The sequence below is a fragment of the uncultured Roseibium sp. genome (assembly GCF_963675095.2).
GTDB lineage: Bacteria > Pseudomonadota > Alphaproteobacteria > Rhizobiales > Stappiaceae > Roseibium.
In genome coordinates, this window is the sequence record NZ_CAXXSJ010000062.1 from 19524 (window position 1) to 36674 (window position 17151).

The window sequence follows — 17151 nt, forward strand, 5'->3', positions numbered from 1 at the left end:
AATTCTATTAAGGACCCGATCTAAGGCGAAGTTGGCCGGGCTGGCAAGGTCGTGAATTCCGAAAAACCAGGCAAACGGGCTCGGTAATGGACCCGATTGATCCCGATCGTACTGGTCACGAATGATTGAGGGGCAGATTGTGCGCTGCAAACGCCCTTTAGTCATTTGTTTCGATTTCCCCAGTATCATGTGAGCAGTATTTCGTCCGGTCTCCGAGGTCAGGAGGAAACCGAGACGCTTCGACTTTACAGGATGCAATGCGGATACCTTTCTTTTCCCGATCGGAAGCAGGTTTTATTCTGTCCAGGCCCAGCGTCATCGCTGTCGGGATTGCGCTTGCCGTAACGGTCGTGACCGGCATTTTCGCAGAGGAGCAGAACCGGGCGGTTCACCGCCAGAGCGCACGGGCCGCCGTCAGCGAGCAGTTGGGCCTTGTACGCGCGCGGCTTGAGGGCAATATCAACAGCAATCTTCAGCTGATACGCGGTCTCGTGGCTGTGATTGCCACCCAGCCGGACATCGATCAGGAGCAGTTCGGCCGGATTGCGGGCAATCTGCTGGGCAATCAGCCTCAAGTGCGGAACGTCGCCGCGGCGCCGGGCCTCGTCGTCAGCCTGATGTACCCGATCGAAGGCAACGAAAAGGCCATCGGGCTCGATTACAGGAAGAACGACCAACAGCGCGAAGCGGCCCTGCGGGCAGTGGGAACCGGTCAGATGGTGCTCGCCGGACCGGTCGACCTGTTGCAGGGTGGCCAGGGCTTCATCGGGCGGTTTCCGGTCTTCGTCGAGAATCCGGATGGCACCGACCGCCTGTGGGGGCTCGTTTCGGCGGTCGTCGATGTCGAGCGGCTCTATGCCGACAGCGGGCTCTATGATCCCAACCTGTCGGTCGACATTGCCATTTCCGGGCGGGATGCCGCCGCTTCGGACACAACCGTCTTCTTCGGACGGCCTGAAATCTTCGCCGACGATCCGGTCGTTTCAGAAGTGTCCCTGCCGGCCGGCCGGTGGCGCATTTCCGCCGTTCCGCGCGGTGGCTGGTCGGACATGCCCGAAAACGTCTGGGTGGTGCGGCTCGTCATTCTGGCGGGGGGGCTTCTCGTCATCGTGCCGATCCTGATTGCCGGGCAGCTCTATGACCAGCGCCGGACCCATATCAAGGAGATGCGACTGCGTCAGGATGAGATGGAGCGTTTGTCGCAGCGCCTCAAGCTTGCCCTCGACACTTCCAAGATCGGGATCTGGGAATTCAACCTCGATACAAACGTCCTGACCTGGGACAGCCGGATGCGGGAGCTATACGACATTCCCGAAAGTGCTGAGGCGTCCCAATACAGGAGTTGGTCCGAATGCCTTCACCCCGATGACCGTGAACAAGCGGAGCGGGAATACTGGGCCGCTGTAGAAACCGGCGGGATGTACCATTCGGAGTTCCGGGTCATTCTGACCGACGGGTCGATCCGGTGGATCCGAGCCATTGGTGCCGTGCACAATGATGTACGCGGCCAGCGTTATATCGTCGGTGTGAATTGGGACGTTTCGTCCGATATCCAGCTCAAGACCCGCCTGATGACTGCCAAGCAGAACGCGGAGGTCAGGAACCGCGAACTGGAGGACGCGCGGTCCCAGATGGAGCACAACTCGCTGCATGACAGCCTGACCGGCCTGCCGAACCGGCGTTTCGTCGACCAGCAGCTTCTGGACCGTGGTGCCGAAAAGGCTCCCACTGCACTTTTGCATATCGATCTCGACCGCTTCAAGCATATCAACGATACGCTGGGCCACGCGGCCGGCGACGCCATGCTCGTCCATGCCGCATCGGTCCTCAAGGCCAACACCGGTGCCGATGATTTCGTTGCCCGCATCGGCGGCGACGAGTTCGTGATCGCGGTGATGGAGCCGATGAGCCAATGCGACTTGTCCGCTTTGGCCGGACGGATCATCGAGGAAATGCGTCATCCGGTTCCCTTCGAGAATCATGAATGCCGCTTCGGTGTCAGCATCGGGATCGCCAAGGCAGACAGATGTCTTGAGGATTTCGGCCAGCGCATGCTGATTGACGCCGATATTGCGCTCTACCGGGCCAAGAGCAACGGCCGCAACCGTTTCGAGTTCTTCTCCGATACGCTGAAGGCGGAAATCGTCCGCAACAAGCAGGTTGCCGACGACATCCTCAGCGGGCTCGAGCGCCAGGAGTTCCTGCCCTATTTCCAGCCGCAGTTCGATGCCCGTACGCTCAAGATCGTCGGGGTGGAGGCGCTCGCCAGATGGGCGCATCCGGACAAGGGCGTGCTGACGCCGGATGTCTTCCTGAAGATCGCCGACGAACTCAATGTGGTTCCGCTCATAGACCGCACGATCCTGGAACAGGCGCTGTGGCAGAAGATGCGCTGGGATGCGGTCGGGATCTCGATCCCGCGCTTGTCGGTCAATGTCTCTGCAGGCCGGCTGCACGATACCGACCTGATGAGCAGCCTCGATGGTCTTTCCATCGAACCCGGCACGGTGTCTTTCGAACTGCTGGAATCAATCTTTCTCGACGAAGGCGACGAAACGATCACCGCCAATTTCGAGCGGCTGAGGGACAAGGGAATTGATATCGAAATCGATGATTTCGGCACCGGATACGCTTCAATCGTCAGCCTGATCCATCTGAACCCGGCCAGGCTGAAGATCGATCGCCAGCTGATAACCCCCATTGTTCATTCCGAAAGCCAGCGTCGTCTGGTCGCCTCGATCATCGATATCGGCCAGTCGCTCGGCATCAAGGTCGTGGCGGAAGGGGTGGAAACGATGGAGCATGTCGCCATCCTGCGCGATCTCGGCTGCGACAAGCTGCAGGGATATGCCTTTGCGGCGCCGATGTCTTCGGCCGAATTGATCCAATTCGTTCGCGAGGAACGCTGGCGCAAGGTGGCGTAAGCCCTGCGACTTTCTTCGGATCGCTTCATCGCATACCTTCTCCCACGGAAAATGCGGGGAGCCTTTTGTCCATGAACGATGACGGGGAATATTACGGAAGCCCGGAAAGTGTAGCTGCGATGAAACGGGGGGCCACGCTGTGGGCCCTGGTCCAGGGCGATCCGCGGTTTGCTTTCTATGGGCGAATGGTCGGATTGGGCCAGCCCGTCGACAACACGGTAGAGGTTCTGGGCGCGCTCGCGCGTCTACAAGGTGCCAGCGCGTGTTATTTCTTTCCCAAGTCGGACGTGCCAGCCTTGTTTTCCGCGCTCGAAAGCGATGGATTATCGACGGACAGGCACGAACATTTCCTGGGTGGAGAGGCGGCTTACGCCGCGGCTAAGCGCGTCCTTTCGGATCACAGCCTTCCAAACGATCTCACAGTGCGCAGGCTCAGCGAAGCGACGCCTGGCAGCTTTATCGGCGAGGCCGTCGCTCTGATGGAATCCTGCGGCGTGATGCCGGTTCCCGCGGCCTTTCTCAGAGGCAAGCAGGGACGGGGGCTCTGCCTGGTCGCAACGATGAGGATAACAAACCGGTTGCCGTTACTACGTCGCTGTTCATGCATCCGGCCAGCAGCCCACACGCGAAAACCGTCTTCTGGGGAATGCTGGCGACGAGGCCGGACCGGCGCGGAGAAAAGATTGCACTTCTTCTTGGCGCGCAGGCGATCGTTCACATGTGGGAAAAGGAAGGCGCGCGGGGCTTCATGACCGGTGTGCGCCAGGACAATGCCTCGTCGGCCGCTCTCTGCAATCGTCTCGGCATTTCCGACACCGACTGGACCTATTCCGTCTGCATCGATCCTGAGATGCTCGGCCGCAAGAACCTGACGAAGTAGCTTTTGCAGTGCAGTAGCGGTGGCGAACTGCAGAGCCCTTTGGCTGTCGTCAGAATGATCACAAGTAATTTTTGTATCCGAAATAAATAAATTACCTCAGGCTCTTTATAAGGTCGAGAATTTCTGAGGAAATATACTTAGGATTTTTCCGTTGCCTATTGGGAGCGTATATGCAGAAATCGCAATATGAATGCGAATTCCGCATTTTTTGCGTTCTGAATTGCTTGCCACAGGTTGTTTCTGGCTCCGGCTTCAGATTTTGCGGCGCCACTGGCTGCCATCTTACATACCGGAAGAAAATTGAGGGAGGATTGCATGAGGTCGAAGTTTGTTCGTACCGCCCTGTCAGCCGCGTCCGCAGTGGCGCTTACGCTAACAGTCGCGATTGTGTCCTCCGGCGTCGCCGGGGCGGATGAGATCATCGGAACACCGGGCTCTCCTTCGGCGAAGAGGGTTCTCGATGGCAAGCAGCTGCCGCCGCCCGATCAGTCCTTCGGCGGCGAGATCAAGATGGACGCCCTCCAGTCTAAAACCTGGTGGCCAGCGACCGTTGTCCCGCCCCAGCAGGCGCCGAATGTCCTGCTGATCATCACGGACGATGCGGGTTTCGCGGTACCGAGCACGTTCGGCGGCGTCATCCCGACGCCGGCCATGGATGAACTCGCGGCAGACGGCCTGCGCTACACGAGGGTCTTTTCCACCGCGCTGTGCTCGCCGACGCGTGCGGCGTTGATCACCGGCCGCAGCCATCATTCGGTCGGTTTCGGTGTGATCTCGGAGCAGTCCACCGGCTTTCCCGGCTACAACAGCATCATCCCCAGGGACAAGGCGACGATCGGCAGAATCCTGCTGGATAACGGCTACAACACGTCCTGGTTCGGCAAGGATCACAACACGCCGGCCTTCCAGGCCAGTCAGTCGGGTCCGTTCGACCAGTGGCCGACCGGCATGGGCTTTGAGTATTTCTACGGTTTCGTCGGCGGCGATGCCAACCAGTGGGAGCCAAATCTCTTCCGCAACACAACCCAGATCTATCCGTTCAAGGGCAAGCCCGAAGGCACCTGGAACCTGGTCACGGCCATGGCGGACGAGGCGATCGACTGGATGACGCGGATGCACCAGACTGATCCGAGCAAGCCGTTCTTCATCAAATACGCTCCGGGCGCCACGCATGCTCCGCACCACCCGACGAAGGAGTGGGTGGAGAAGATTCACGACATGCATCTGTTCGACGACGGCTGGAACAAGCTGCGCGAGACCATCCTGGAGAACCAGAAGCGCCTCGGCGTCGTCCCGCAGGACGCGAAGCTGTCGGACTGGCCGAAGGAAGTGCTGAAGGAGTGGGCCGATCTGAGCGATGAGGAGAAGAAACTGTTCCTGCGCCAGGTCGAGGTGTTCGCGGCCTATGCCGCCTACAACGACCACGAGATCGGCCGTGTGATCCAGGCGGTCGAGGATATAGGCGAACGAGACAATACGCTGATCATCTATATCAACGGCGACAACGGCACCAGTGCCGAAGGGGGACCCTTGGGGACTCCCAATGAAGTCGCGTTCTTCAACGGCATCAACATGATGCCGGTCAAGGAACAGATGAAGTGGTACGATGTGTGGGGCACCGAGCAAACCTACAACCACATGTCGGCCGGCTGGTCCTGGGCGTTCGATACCCCGTTCCCCTGGTTCAAGCAGAATGCGTCTCAACTGGGTGGCATCAACCAGAACATGGTGGTGTCCTGGCCTGCGGGCATCAAGGACAAGGGCGGCCTGCGCGACCAGTTCGTGCATATGATCGATGTCGTGCCGACCATCCTTGACGTCGCGGGTATCAAGGCGCCCGAGACGGTCGACGGTATTCCGCAAAAGCCGATCGAGGGCACCAGCTTCGCCTATACGTTCGATGCTAAGAATGCGAACGAGCCGTCACATCACAAGACCCAGTATTTCGAGATGATGGGCCAGTGGGCGCTTTATCACGATGGCTGGTTCCTTTCGACCAAGGTCAACCGCGCGCCGTGGGAAGCCTATGGCAAGGCCAATCCGGACCCGCTCAACAACCAGGTTCTGGAACTCTTCAACCTGAATTCCGACTTCAGCCAGACCGCGAATGTGGCGGACGCACATCCTGAAAAGGTGGCGGAGCTGAAGAAGATGTTCATCGAGGAGGCGAAGAAATACCAGGTGTTCCCGATGGATGCTTCGGTGGCCGCCCGCATCATCGCGCCGAGGCCTAACATCACCGCGGGTCGCAAGGAGTTCACCTATACGCGGCCGATGACAGGGTTGCCCCAGGGGGATTCCCCGTCGCTGCTCAACACCTCCTACACGATTACAGCCGATATCGACGTGCCGGAAGGCGGTGCGGAAGGCATGATCCTGACCTCCGGCGGCCGGTTCGGCGGTTATGGTTTCTACCTGGTTGGGGGCAAGCCGGTGTTCCTGTGGAACCTGATGGATCTGCAGCGGATCAAGTGGGCTGGCGATGAAGCGCTTTCCCCCGGCAAGCATACGGTGGCTTTCGATTTCAAATACGATGGTCTCGGGATCGGCACGCTCGCCTATAACAGTTCGAGCGGGCTGGGGCGGTCCGGCACGGGAACGCTGATGGTCGACGGCAAGGCGGTCCAGACCGCCAAGATGGAACACACCATGCCGTTCATCCTGCAATGGGACGAAGCCTTCGACGTCGGGTCGGACACGCTGACCGGCGTGAATGACGCCGACTATAAGCCGCCGTTCCCGCTGACTGCGAAGCTCGACAAGCTGACCATTACCGTGGACCGGCCGCAACTGTCCGACGCCGACATTGCAAAACTACAGGCGGCGATGCGCAACAACAGTTCCAGCGAGTAGGTACCGGGAGGCCGGGAAACAGGACTTATTCCCGGCCTTCGCCCACATGCTCGTGCCCGACCGCGCCCGGATGGACATGCGGGTGGGTGTGCACATGGGCGTGGTTATGGATCTCGGCCGGGGCCAGGCTGCCCCCTTTCAGGATCATCGCCCGGGTCGCCAGTCCCGCGACGAAGGCGCTGTCATGAGAGACCAGGATCATCGCGCCGGCGAAACCGTTCAGCGCAGCGCGCAGCCGCCGGCCGTTTTCATCGTCGACCCCGTTGGTGGGCTCGTCCAGAAGCAGCACGTCAGGCCGCATGGCGAACAGGCCGGCAAGGCATACCAGCCGCTTTTCGCCTCCTGACAGCTTGTGGCTGACCCGGTCGGCCAGATGGGCGATGCCCAGCCCTTCGAGTACCTCTAGAGCCCGGTCGGTCGCTTCCGCCTCTGAACAACCGATGTTGAGCGGGCCAAAGGCCACGTCCTCGATCACGGTGGGGCAGAACAATTGATCGTCGCTATCCTGGAACAGGAAACCGATCTTCGGGCGTTGAACGCGGAACTGCTTCTCGGTCGCGCATTCGGTGCCGAACAGGTGCACAGTGCCCTCATCGGCGCGTTCCAAGCCAACGATGGTGCGCAGGAGCGTTGTCTTGCCCGCACCGTTCGGCCCGACGATGGCGAGCCGCTCGCCGGGCGACAGCTCTAGGGAAAGGCTGCCGAGAACGGGTTTGCCGTCGCGGCTTACGGTGACGTCGGTCAGGCTCAGCAGTGCACTCATAACCGGTCGACTAGCAGAGTTGCGACGGCTAAGCCAGACAGTCCGGCAAAGGCAGCCCAGTCCCGTGTTCCGGGAGCGGGCAGGGCAGCATGGGGAAAGCGTCCGTTGTAGCCGCGGCAGCGCATGGCTTCCTCCACGCGCTGGGCCCGCTCCAGCGCGCGCACCAGCAGCATGCCGATCAGATAGCCGTAGCTGCGCCAGGTGTGCCGGTTGGAGCCGGCCCGGAACGCCCGGGCGCGCATCGCCTCATGCAGCCGGCGCGCTTCGCCGCGGATCAGGGACAGGTAACGGACCGTCAGGACGAACAGCCTGACGATGGCTTCCGGCACACGGAGCGCGTGCAGCGCCGCGCCGAGCCGGGTGGGATCGACGTTGCCGAGAAAGGTCATCAGCACCAGAACCGAGGCCGAGACCTTGCAGGCGATCAGGGCCGCGCGCGCTACACCTTCGGAACTGGCTGTCAGCGGGCCGAGGGTCAGCAGGGGCGTGCCTGAAACCGTGAATGGCAGGGTGAGGAAGAGCAGCAGAACGAAACTTTCCACGTGCAACAGCCGGCGCCACAGGGTGCGCTCGATACCGGAGCCAAGTGCGATCAGGCAGACGCCGGCAAGGGCGATGGCGGCGGTCGCCAGGTCGTGCAGCTGGGACAGGGCTGCGACAGCAATGAAGGCTGCCACAAGGCGCAAACGCAGGTCTTGAGGCAGCAGCGGTCGCCTCATTTCCGGCTCCGCGCCCACAGGCCGATCCCGGCGAGCCCGATGATCAGGAAGATGCCGGATAGGATATCGGTGAAGCGCAGACGGTCATCCATCTGTTCGATCCGTTCAAGCAGCGGCTCGACCTGACGCTGGACGGCGCTTTCGACCAGCGCAGCGATCCTTTGGTCCGAGACCGGTTGGCTCGTGCCGTGCGATGAGCTGTCGGCCGGGACGGCGGAGGCCGCAGTGGGGGCGGCCGCGGCTGTCCCGGCCGCAGCGTTCCCGCCGAAGCGGGAAGGGGGAATGACGGCGGAGGCGATATGGCCTTCCTGGGTGTTGACGGTGACGATGATGTCGGACGAAACCGGTTGCTTAGGGGCGAAACGGTAGCGGCCCTCATCATCGGTCTTGCCCTCGGCAATAACGGTCCCTTCAACGTCTTTCGCGGTCCAGGGCGTGCCCATGGCCCGGCCGCCGCCGATGAAGAAGGCATAGCCTGCAACAGTATCGCCCTCGACGGCTGCGAACACCTTGAGCTTGTGGGCCTCGGCGGGGGCTGCGAGAGCGGGGATAAGGAGGAAAGAAAGCAGGAGGAACCGGATCATGACAGGGCGGGGCTCAAGGCTTCGGGATGAACACGGGCGAGAAAACCGACCACCGCCGCGGTCACGAAGGCTTCACCGATGGCGAGCGGAAGGTAGGTGGCGAGCAGGATGCTGGCAACGGGGGTGTAGTCGCTCGACGACAGGGCGAGGGAAACCGCCACAAGTCCGCCCGTGCCCAGAACCGCCAAGGCACCGACCGTCGCGGCTAGGGCCATTCGTCGGACCGGCGAAGATGTCGCGCGGATCGTTGGGCCGAGTGCCATGGCGAGCAGAACGCCGGGAAGGGCGATATTGAAGGTATTGACGCCGAGGGTTGTCAGACCGCCGAACCCGAACAGCACCGCCTGCAGCATCAGCGCCACGGCCACGGCGGGAAAGGCGCCGAACCCAAGCATGATTCCCATCAGGCCGGAGAGCAGCAAATGCACGCTGGACGGCCCAACCGGGATCGCAATCAGCGATCCGGCGAAAAAGGCGGCGGAGAGGATCGCCGCTTTCGGAATCGCCTGATCCGTCAGGCGGCGCAGCCCCAGGGCCACGCCTCCCACTGCCAGGGCCGCACCGCCGATCAAGACCGGTGCGGACAGGATGCCGTCGGGAATATGCGCCATGTCGGCTTAGTTTCCTGTCATCGAGGTGGCTTTCACCCACATCAGGGCGCCCAGTTCGACCGGGACGTCCTTGCCTTCCGGCGAGGTCATGGTCTCGTCGCCCTCGATAAGGGCGGCAAAGCCCCACCAGCCGGCGCGCGGCATGGCATAGGTGAAGGTGCCGTTGGCATCGGCCTTGATCACCTGGGTGATGAAGGCGTCGTTGGGGGCTTTCACCGAGCCGTCATTGATGAATTCCACCTCGATTTCGGCAAACGGCGCGGGCTTGCCGTCCTTTAGCACGACACCGGAAAAGATATTGCCGCTCCAGATGCCGGTCGGCTGGGCCAGCGGCTGGATTTCCACCGGCAGCCCGACCAGGTCGTCCCAGCCTTCGCCGGAGGCGTAGCTGTCGACCACAACCTTGGAATAATGAATGATGTACTTGCCTTCAGTCGGCTCCCAGTAGGGCTGCGGCTCGACGAAGAAGATCGCGGCGCCCGGCTCGGCGAGATCGTAGTCCATGGACCAGGCGCTTTTACCGTCGATCGGCTTTTCGGTGAGGTTTGGCAGCAGGTCGACCGTCTTGCCGCCGCTCAGGACGCCCATCTTCACCGGCTTCTTCATCTCCATCACCGGGCCGCCGTCGAAGGGATGAGTGAAGACGAGATCGAGCGTTACCTTGCCGCCTTCCGGCAAAACGTCCGCCGACGGAATGATCTCCTGGAAATGTGCCATGGACGGGGAGGCGAGGGAGGTGAGAGATGCAACGATGGCGGCGGTCAGGCGGGCGGAACGCATGGGATCTCCTGTTGGTATGAATTTCAATGTAAAAAATCATACTCAATGTTGCGGCGCAACCGGAAAATCGAATTCATTCCACTTTTCAATCGAGTACCCCGACGCTACCTTATCGGAAGGTCAGGAGGACGCATGCAACGGATCACGATCACGATCGACGACGAACTCGCCGCCGAACTCGATGCGCACATGTCCACCATCGGCGCATCGGGCCGGTCGGAGGCGATCCGCGACCTGGTGCGGCGTGGTCTGGCAACCATTCCGCAGGAAACGGAAGACGCCGGTTGTTTCGGCGTCATCAGCTGTGCCATCGACCAGTCGGTGCGCAATCTCGCCTCCAGGGTGCCGCAAAGCCGGCTCGACCGTCACGACCAGACGGTCGCGGCCCTGTCCGTCCCGATCGATCATTCCACGTCCGTCGATGTGACGGTGATGCGCGGGCGGGTGTCCGATGTGACCTCCTTTGCGGAGGCCCTGTTTCTGGAACGCGGCGTGATGCACGGCACGCTCGGGCTGATTCCGGTGGCGGAAGACAAGGTTACCCACGTCCATAACGAGGGACCGCCCCACGAACACACCCACCTGAAGGTGCGAAGCAGTTTCTGAAGCGCGGCTGTATGAAACTTTTCGGGGCTCCGGTCGCAGCAGGCGCTCAATGGTCCTCGTTTCCCGATCGCTGAGGACCTCGGGTTTTCCAACCTTCCTCTTTCTGTGGCCGGCCTCTCAAGGACGTCGGCAAGGCGTTCAAGATGCCAATCTCGACTTGCTGTCCGCAGGTTGATTGTGCCGGTGGTCAAGAAGTTATATAGTTCACAAGGAAACTAAAAATACGTAATCGGACCTGTCCGGTCGGAGCCGATCATCGGGAGGATGTGGCTTGCAGAAAATTGCCACGATTGAGGACATCGAGCGGGTGGAAGCCGCCGGGCTGGAAACCTTTCTGCCTGAAAAGACGCCTTATGACCTGATCCGGGCGGCGCGCGACCGTAATCCGAACGCCGTCGCAATCCGTTTTCTCAAAAACGCGGGGAAACCGGAGGATGATCTGCTCGTCACCTATGACCAGCTTGTGAAGCGCATTCATCAGGCCGCGCGCGCATTCCGCCGACTTGGCGTCGGACCTGACGACAGCGTCGCTATCCTGGTGCCCAACACGCCTTGTGCGCAGATCGCCCTTTGGGGCGCGCAGTTGGCCGGCCGGGCGTGCCCCATCAATCCGATGCTTAAGCCGGACCACATTGCGGGTCTGCTCAAAGCTTCCGGGGCCAAGGTCGTTGTTGTCCTGGGCGACAACGACGAAGCACCGGTCTGGCGTTCTGTCGTGCCGGGGCTGCAGTCCGCGGGTGTTGATATTCCGATCCTGGAGTGTGAGGGCGATCGTCCCTCAAAAGGCGCGTATGGCCGTTTCGAAGCGCTTTGCGAGGTGGAGGACGACAGTCCCTTTGCGATGGACGGCGACGAGCACGCGGTCTCGGCTTTCTATCACACGGGCGGCACGACCGGCGCACCGAAACTGGTCCGGCATACGCGGTTGAACGAGGCGCATGTCGGGCGGTCTTGCGCATTGATGTACGATCTCCAACCGAGTGACCGGACCGTCAACGGGTTCCCGCTCTTTCATGTCGCGGGAGCTTTCGTCTACGGCTTATCCACGCTTTGCGCCGGAGCGGAGCTGATCATTCCTGGGCGGCTGGGAATGCGCATTTCCGCCTTCGTCAGCACGATCTGGTCTCAGGTGGAGCATTACGGCATCACCGCCATCGGCGGTGTGCCGACCGTGATCAGCGCCTTGAACGGCATTCCGGTCGATGCGGATATCTCGTCATTGCGGCTGATGCTCACCGGCGGCTCACCGCTGCCTCCGGAACTGGCCGATGCCTTCGAGGCACGGACGGCAAAGCCGGTTCGAAACATCCTGGGCATGACCGAGAGTGCGGGGTGCATCGCGGTCGAGCCGTTTCACGGGCCACGTACTCCGGGGTCCTGCGGTTTGCGATTGCCGTTTACGAAAGTCTGCGCAATCGCACAAGATACAGAAACGCCGACGCCGCTTGAAAACGGGACCCATGGTATCCTTGCGGTGAGGGGCGTGAATGTTTCGCCGGGCTATACCGATGCCTCTGTCGGCCGCGACACCTTTCCGGGGGATGGCTGGCTCGTCAGCGGCGACATCGGCCTTGTCGATGAAAACAGCCGTATCTTCATTACGGGGCGGGCAAAGGATGTCATCATTCGAGGCGCCCACAATCTCGATCCGCAATCGATCGAGGATGCCTTTCTGAGCCACCCGTCTGTCGCCAATGCGGCTGCCGTCGGCATGCCGGACAGCTATGCCGGCGAGTTGCCGGTCGTCTTTGTTCAGCTCCGTTCGGGGGCTGACATCGATATCGCGGAATTGCAGGACCACGCCGTCCGGACCATTCCAGAGCCGGCCGCCGTGCCAAAGCGCATTGAAATTGTCGATGAGATCCCTTTGACCCCGGTCGGCAAGATCTTCAAACCCGCGCTCCGGCGGTTGGCGACCCGCTGGTCGCTGCAGGCCGCCGCGCGTCATGCGGGTTTCGAGTTGCCGGACGACAGGCTCGACGTCGATGAAAAACTCGCCTGCAGGGTTGTTCTGGACCCGGACCAGGCCGCGAAGCTGCGCGAGGCGACAACAGGAATGGCGATCAAGCTCGTCATCGAGGATCGCTGAACCGGATTTTGCCGTGTGGCGATCTTAAAAAGTGGGCCTATGAAGACTAGACCCTGGCCGTCAGGATCTTGAGACTTGCGGCTCCAAAACCGATCGCAAACGCACCTTCAAACCCGCGCCGCAGTTTGAGGTAGATTTTTGTCATGGCTTTTGACGAAAAAAGCAGTGCATAGCCATGAAACACAAGAAAGCTTTGAAATCCGACAGCAGCAATGACCAACGCAAGGTTCGCCACGTCTGTTCCGGGCGGCAAGCCAATTGAGAACAACGATCCAAAAAAGAGGATTGCCTTCGGATTCGTAAGGTGAAGAGCGAGACCCTTTGCGTAAAGAGAGCGTTTTCCTCCCGCGAAAGATCTGGTCGCCAAGTTCTTGTTGGAAAAAGCAGACCGCGCGGCTTTGTAAGCGAGATACATAAGGTATGCCGCTCCAAAGTAACGGATCAGTTCAAAGACCCACGCATTTGCGAGCATCAAACCTCCAAGGCCAAGAGCTGCGGCGACCGACCACATCAGTGAGCCGGTGGTAATACCAGAGGCAAGAGCAAGACCGGATGTCCTTCCAGACGCCATAGACGTTCCCGCGATAGCGAGCGTCGCAGGTCCGGGGCTAATCGAGGCGACAAGCGCTGCCAGGAGGATGAGGGGAAGGTTTACGTCTATGAGCATGGGCCGATCTCGCTGAACTGTTCGCGGAGTTTTTCGGAATCATGGAATGAAGTCAATTTGGGGTTCACCTGAGACGATCGCCCTGCTGCCTCCGCTATCGGGTTCGGAAACTGGTCGAGCGGTTCTTCAATCGGAAATCGGATTGAACATTGTCGCCGCAGGTTTTCGTAAAGCTAGCTGGGATGCGGCTGTGGCTCAGCATTCATGAGTCCAGGGCGTAGTTGCGCCGAAACGAGTGCCTTTGCCGCTCGGCCTGCTTCTTCGGCATAAGCCGGATCACGGTGGACCAGCATGGTCGAGAACGCGCCATCCATCAGCAGGACGACCTGTCGGGCAAGGCCTTCCGGATGGCTGATGTTCGCTTGAGCGAATTGTTCGGCAAGCCAGCTCTCGAATTTCTTCTTGTGATCCGCGCCGATTTTCATGGCCGGGTGGCCGGGCAGATTGGCGAGTTCCCCGGCCGTGCGCAGAAAACCGCAGCCTTTCCACTTGGGATGGCGCGCCGCCTTGGCGACGTGCAGGAAAATCGCTTCGGTCTTGTCTGCGACACTTCCGGCGGCCGCCCCGAACCACTTTTCGTAGAGCTTCAGGTTCGGCTGGTCCCGGGATGCCAGGTATTCGGCGACGAGGTCGTCCTTACTCTTGAAATGATAGTAAAGCGTGTTCTTGGTGACACCGGCTTTTGCGGCAATCGCATCCACGCTGACGGCACGAATACCCTCGCCGTAGAACAGCCGGTTCGCGGCATCGACAATCTTCTCTCGCGCAGGTTTTTTGGTAACGGCCATGGTTCAGGCATCCGCGTATGTATACTAACCAGTCAGTTTGGCTGGATCCTGTCTTGGGCTAGCGTTCCTGTCAACCAAACAGGAGACCCAAGATGAAAGACAATGTACTGATCGAACGGACCGGACGGATCGCGCTTCTCACGCTCAATCGGCCCGAGAAGCTGAACGCCCTCGACTACGCAACGAACGACCGGTTGCTGGAGTTGCTGGACGAAATCGAGGTAGACGACGCAATTGGCGCCGTTGTTTTGACAGGGGCCGGCGATCGTGCCTTTTCGGCAGGCGGCGATATCCATGAATTCACGCAGAGCATCAAACGGGGAACGGACGAAGCGGTGCGTGACTTCTGTCGCCGCGGTCAGCGAATGACAGCGCGTCTCGAAGCCTTCGGGAAGCCGGTCATCGTCGCCGTCAATGGAATTGCCTTCGGAGGCGGGTGCGAGATCACCGAGGCGGCACATCTGGCGGTGGCATCCGAAAGCGCGATCTTCGCCAAACCGGAAATCAACATCGGGATTCCGCCGACTTTTGGCGGGACCCAGCGCTTGCCGCGCCTGGCGGGCAGAAAACGCGCGCTGGAGCTGTTGTTGACGGGCGACACATTCGGCCCCGAGCGTGCCTATGAGTTGGGGTTGGTGAACACGGTCGTCCCGCGCGACCAGCTCTTGCCGGCAGCCTTTGACCTGGCGGACCGTATTCTTCGCCACTCATCGCTGGCGGCGGCTCGTATCATCACGGCCGTGACGCGCGGCATCAACACCACAATCGAAGAAGGCTTGCTCATCGAGCGGGAACAATTTGCCCGTATGTGTGCGACGCAGGACGTGCGCGAAGGGCTCGACGCATGGATCGCGCGTCGCAAGCCGGTCTACGGGGGGAGTTGAGGCGGCGCCCTCTTGTGCTGCCGAACGGGATGCCGCCTGACCTGAGCAGGCGAAAAAGACGGCCCGGCAATCGGGCCCACATCCCTATGGTGACCGGACAGGCGGCTCCCGCGGTTCTGCGGGGGTCGCCGATCAGCTCGAGGTTCTGAATGCCCAATTGGCCGGTTTTCATTGATTGATTGATCAATTAACAGAGAGCATGTTATTGGTAACTCCACGCAGGGAAGTTGAGTGTCCTCCGTTCAATCAGGTCGAGACAGATCCGTCACACACACAAGAAGCGGGTGATCTGGTGCGTTGGGAGCCCATCGGCGCTTCGAAATTTCTTCCCGGATTCGGATGATCGCCCGTGCCTTTTCCAAAAGGTGCCGGAACCAGAAACGGAGGATAAAATGCCCGATTTTCGTCAGCCAATCACTCAACTCGGGGTTTCCCGCCGACGCGTTCTGCAGGGTGCGACCGCCCTTGGGGCCGCGGCACTGGTCGGTCCATTGGGAGCCGGAAACGCATTTGCCCAGCCGAAGAAGGGCGGAACCCTGAAAATCGGCATGGCACACGGCAACACCAACGACACCTACAATCCGGGAACCTGGGATAACGGCTATGCCCAGGTGTTCGCCACCGCGCGAAACGGCTATCTGGTCGAAGTTGCCGCCGACGGTTCCCTGGTTGGCGAAGTCGCGGAAAGCTGGGACGCAACGCCTGACGCCACGGTCTGGACATTCAAGATCCGCGACGGCGTCGAATTTCACGATGGCGGCACAGTTACGCCGGCAGATGTGATCGCATCGATCGACTTCCACCGCGGCGAAAAGAGCACGTCGGCGGCCAAGCCGTTCGTCAAGCAGATCACCGACATGAAAGTCGACGGCAAGAACGTCGTTATCACGCTTGAAGCCGGCAATGCGGATTTCCCGTTCGTCGCCAGCGATTACCATCTGGCGATCCTGCCTTCCAAGGACGGCAAGATCGATCCCAAGAGCGCGATCGGCTGCGGACCTTACAAGGTGACCAACTACGAGCCCGGTGTCATCGCGGAAATGACCCGTCACCCAAACTATTGGAAGACCGACCGGGCGCATTTCGACGGCGTTCAGATGCTGACCATTCTGGACCCGGCGGCACGCCAGTCGGCCCTGATGACGGGCAATGTGGACGTCATCGACCAGGTGGACCTCAAGACCGCCGGCCTGATGGCCCGCGCTCCGAACGTTAGCATTCTACAGACGACCGGAACCCAGCACTACACCTTTGCGATGGATACGCGCGCAGCACCCTTCAACGACAACAATGTCCGCCGCGCCCTGAAATACGGGATCAACCGGCAGGAAATGGTCGACAAGATCCTGTTCGGCTATGGTGAGGTCGGCAACGATCATCCGATCGGCCGCTCCAACCGCTACTATGCGGCTGATCTGGAGCAAACCAGCTACGATCCGGACAAGGCGAAATACTATCTGAAGCAGGCCGGCCTGGACTCGCTCGACGTGGCGCTGTCCGCTGCCGATGCGGCGTTCAGCGGTGCGGTCGATGCGGCGGTTCTTTATTCCAACAGCGCCAAGGAAGCCGGCATCACCATCAAACCGGTGCGCGAGCCGAACGACGGCTACTGGTCGGATGTGTGGATGAAGAAGCCGTTCTGCGCGGTCTACTGGGGCGGCCGGCCGACCGAGGACTGGATGTTCACCGTCGCCTATGCCAAGGGTGCTGCCTGGAACGACACCTTCTGGGACAACGACCGGTTCAACGCACTTCTCGTCGAAGCACGGTCGGAACTCGACGACGACAAGCGCCGGGCCATGTATTCCGAGATGCAGGATCTGGTGCGCACCGACGGCGGTACGGTAATCCCGATGTTCGCCAGCTACGTGATGGCTCATTCCAACAAGGTCGCGCACCCGGAAACAGTCGGTGCGAACTGGACCCTGGACGGGTTCCGGGCGCTCGAACGCTGGTGGTTCGCCTGATAAGCAGCAGATTGTTGACGGCTTGAAACGGGCTGC

Annotated in this window: 14 protein-coding genes; 7 read left to right on the top strand and 7 right to left on the bottom strand. The window is 60.7% G+C overall.

Annotated features, from left to right (window positions below; genetic code table 11):
• Positions 1-257 precede the first annotated feature (257 nt).
• The 3 genes from ABIN98_RS24640 (at position 258) to ABIN98_RS24650 (ending at position 6657) form a co-directional block, all read left to right on the top strand.
• A complete protein-coding gene (locus ABIN98_RS24640) occupies positions 258-2924 on the top strand; it encodes an EAL domain-containing protein (protein WP_346914146.1) in 2667 nt (888 codons plus the stop codon).
• A gap of 544 nt (positions 2925-3468) precedes the next feature.
• Positions 3469-3804 (top strand): GNAT family N-acetyltransferase, encoded by a 336-nt coding sequence (locus ABIN98_RS24645; RefSeq protein WP_346914324.1) that lies wholly within the window; start codon positions 3469-3471, stop codon positions 3802-3804.
• Positions 3805-4119: 315 nt separating this feature from the next.
• Positions 4120-6657 (top strand): arylsulfatase, encoded by a 2538-nt coding sequence (locus tag ABIN98_RS24650; RefSeq protein WP_346914148.1) that lies wholly within the window; start codon positions 4120-4122, stop codon positions 6655-6657.
• A 25-nt stretch (positions 6658-6682) separates the two neighbouring features.
• Here the strand turns inward: ABIN98_RS24650 and ABIN98_RS24655 are convergent, their stop codons facing one another.
• The 5 genes from ABIN98_RS24655 to ABIN98_RS24675 are packed head-to-tail and all read right to left on the bottom strand — an operon-like array spanning position 6683 to position 10114.
• The gene (locus tag ABIN98_RS24655; RefSeq protein WP_346914150.1) at positions 6683-7420 is read right to left on the bottom strand and encodes an ABC transporter ATP-binding protein; all 738 of its coding nucleotides are present in this window, start codon (positions 7418-7420) and stop codon (positions 6683-6685) included.
• Entirely contained in the window at positions 7417-8139 is a 723-nt protein-coding gene (gene cbiQ, locus ABIN98_RS24660) for a cobalt ECF transporter T component CbiQ (RefSeq protein ID WP_346914152.1), read from the bottom strand. The genes ABIN98_RS24655 and cbiQ overlap by 4 nt, the downstream gene beginning before the upstream one ends.
• A complete protein-coding gene (locus ABIN98_RS24665) occupies positions 8136-8723 on the bottom strand; it encodes a cobalamin biosynthesis protein CbiL (protein ID WP_346914154.1) in 588 nt (195 codons plus the stop codon). The genes cbiQ and ABIN98_RS24665 overlap by 4 nt, the downstream gene beginning before the upstream one ends.
• Positions 8720-9334, bottom strand: a complete 615-nt coding sequence (gene cbiM / locus ABIN98_RS24670) for a cobalt transporter CbiM (RefSeq protein ID WP_346914156.1) — start codon at positions 9332-9334, stop codon at positions 8720-8722. The genes ABIN98_RS24665 and cbiM overlap by 4 nt, the downstream gene beginning before the upstream one ends.
• Positions 9335-9340: 6 nt before the next feature.
• Positions 9341-10114 (bottom strand): DUF4198 domain-containing protein, encoded by a 774-nt coding sequence (locus ABIN98_RS24675; RefSeq protein ID WP_346914158.1) that lies wholly within the window; start codon positions 10112-10114, stop codon positions 9341-9343.
• Positions 10115-10246: 132 nt separating this feature from the next.
• On the opposite strand from ABIN98_RS24675, the gene nikR reads away from it, so the two are divergent.
• Both nikR and ABIN98_RS24685 read left to right on the top strand, forming a co-directional pair.
• The gene (gene nikR, locus ABIN98_RS24680; RefSeq protein ID WP_346914160.1) at positions 10247-10720 is read left to right on the top strand and encodes a nickel-responsive transcriptional regulator NikR; all 474 of its coding nucleotides are present in this window, start codon (positions 10247-10249) and stop codon (positions 10718-10720) included.
• A gap of 271 nt (positions 10721-10991) precedes the next feature.
• Positions 10992-12809 (top strand): AMP-binding protein, encoded by a 1818-nt coding sequence (locus tag ABIN98_RS24685; protein WP_346914162.1) that lies wholly within the window; start codon positions 10992-10994, stop codon positions 12807-12809.
• 46 nt (positions 12810-12855) lie between these two features.
• On the opposite strand, the gene ABIN98_RS24690 is transcribed toward ABIN98_RS24685, so the two are convergent.
• On the bottom strand, positions 12856-13476 hold the full coding sequence (locus ABIN98_RS24690) for a LysE family transporter (protein ID WP_346914164.1): 621 nt from the start codon (positions 13474-13476) through the stop codon (positions 12856-12858).
• Positions 13477-13649: 173 nt separating this feature from the next.
• Positions 13650-14264: a helix-turn-helix domain-containing protein gene (locus ABIN98_RS24695; protein WP_346914166.1), complete on the bottom strand. Its 615-nt coding sequence runs from the start codon at positions 14262-14264 to the stop codon at positions 13650-13652.
• 92 nt (positions 14265-14356) lie between these two features.
• On the opposite strand from ABIN98_RS24695, the gene ABIN98_RS24700 reads away from it, so the two are divergent.
• Positions 14357-15148 (top strand): crotonase/enoyl-CoA hydratase family protein, encoded by a 792-nt coding sequence (locus ABIN98_RS24700; RefSeq protein ID WP_346914168.1) that lies wholly within the window; start codon positions 14357-14359, stop codon positions 15146-15148.
• Between the two features lie 392 nt (positions 15149-15540).
• A complete protein-coding gene (locus ABIN98_RS24705) occupies positions 15541-17115 on the top strand; it encodes an ABC transporter substrate-binding protein (protein WP_346914170.1) in 1575 nt (524 codons plus the stop codon).
• Positions 17116-17151: the final 36 nt, after the last annotated feature.

Coding starts and splice junctions, on each gene's coding strand:
- ABIN98_RS24640 (WP_346914146.1), top strand. CDS start 258: ATGCGGATACCTTTCTTTTCCCGATCGGAAGCAGGTTTTATTCTGTCC.
- ABIN98_RS24650 (WP_346914148.1), top strand. CDS start 4,120: ATGAGGTCGAAGTTTGTTCGTACCGCCCTGTCAGCCGCGTCCGCAGTG.
- ABIN98_RS24655 (WP_346914150.1), bottom strand. CDS start 7,420: ATGAGTGCACTGCTGAGCCTGACCGACGTCACCGTAAGCCGCGACGGC.
- cbiQ (WP_346914152.1), bottom strand. CDS start 8,139: ATGAGGCGACCGCTGCTGCCTCAAGACCTGCGTTTGCGCCTTGTGGCA.
- ABIN98_RS24665 (WP_346914154.1), bottom strand. CDS start 8,723: ATGATCCGGTTCCTCCTGCTTTCTTTCCTCCTTATCCCCGCTCTCGCA.
- cbiM (WP_346914156.1), bottom strand. CDS start 9,334: ATGGCGCATATTCCCGACGGCATCCTGTCCGCACCGGTCTTGATCGGC.
- ABIN98_RS24675 (WP_346914158.1), bottom strand. CDS start 10,114: ATGCGTTCCGCCCGCCTGACCGCCGCCATCGTTGCATCTCTCACCTCC.
- nikR (WP_346914160.1), top strand. CDS start 10,247: ATGCAACGGATCACGATCACGATCGACGACGAACTCGCCGCCGAACTC.
- ABIN98_RS24690 (WP_346914164.1), bottom strand. CDS start 13,476: ATGCTCATAGACGTAAACCTTCCCCTCATCCTCCTGGCAGCGCTTGTC.
- ABIN98_RS24695 (WP_346914166.1), bottom strand. CDS start 14,264: ATGGCCGTTACCAAAAAACCTGCGCGAGAGAAGATTGTCGATGCCGCG.
- ABIN98_RS24700 (WP_346914168.1), top strand. CDS start 14,357: ATGAAAGACAATGTACTGATCGAACGGACCGGACGGATCGCGCTTCTC.
- ABIN98_RS24705 (WP_346914170.1), top strand. CDS start 15,541: ATGCCCGATTTTCGTCAGCCAATCACTCAACTCGGGGTTTCCCGCCGA.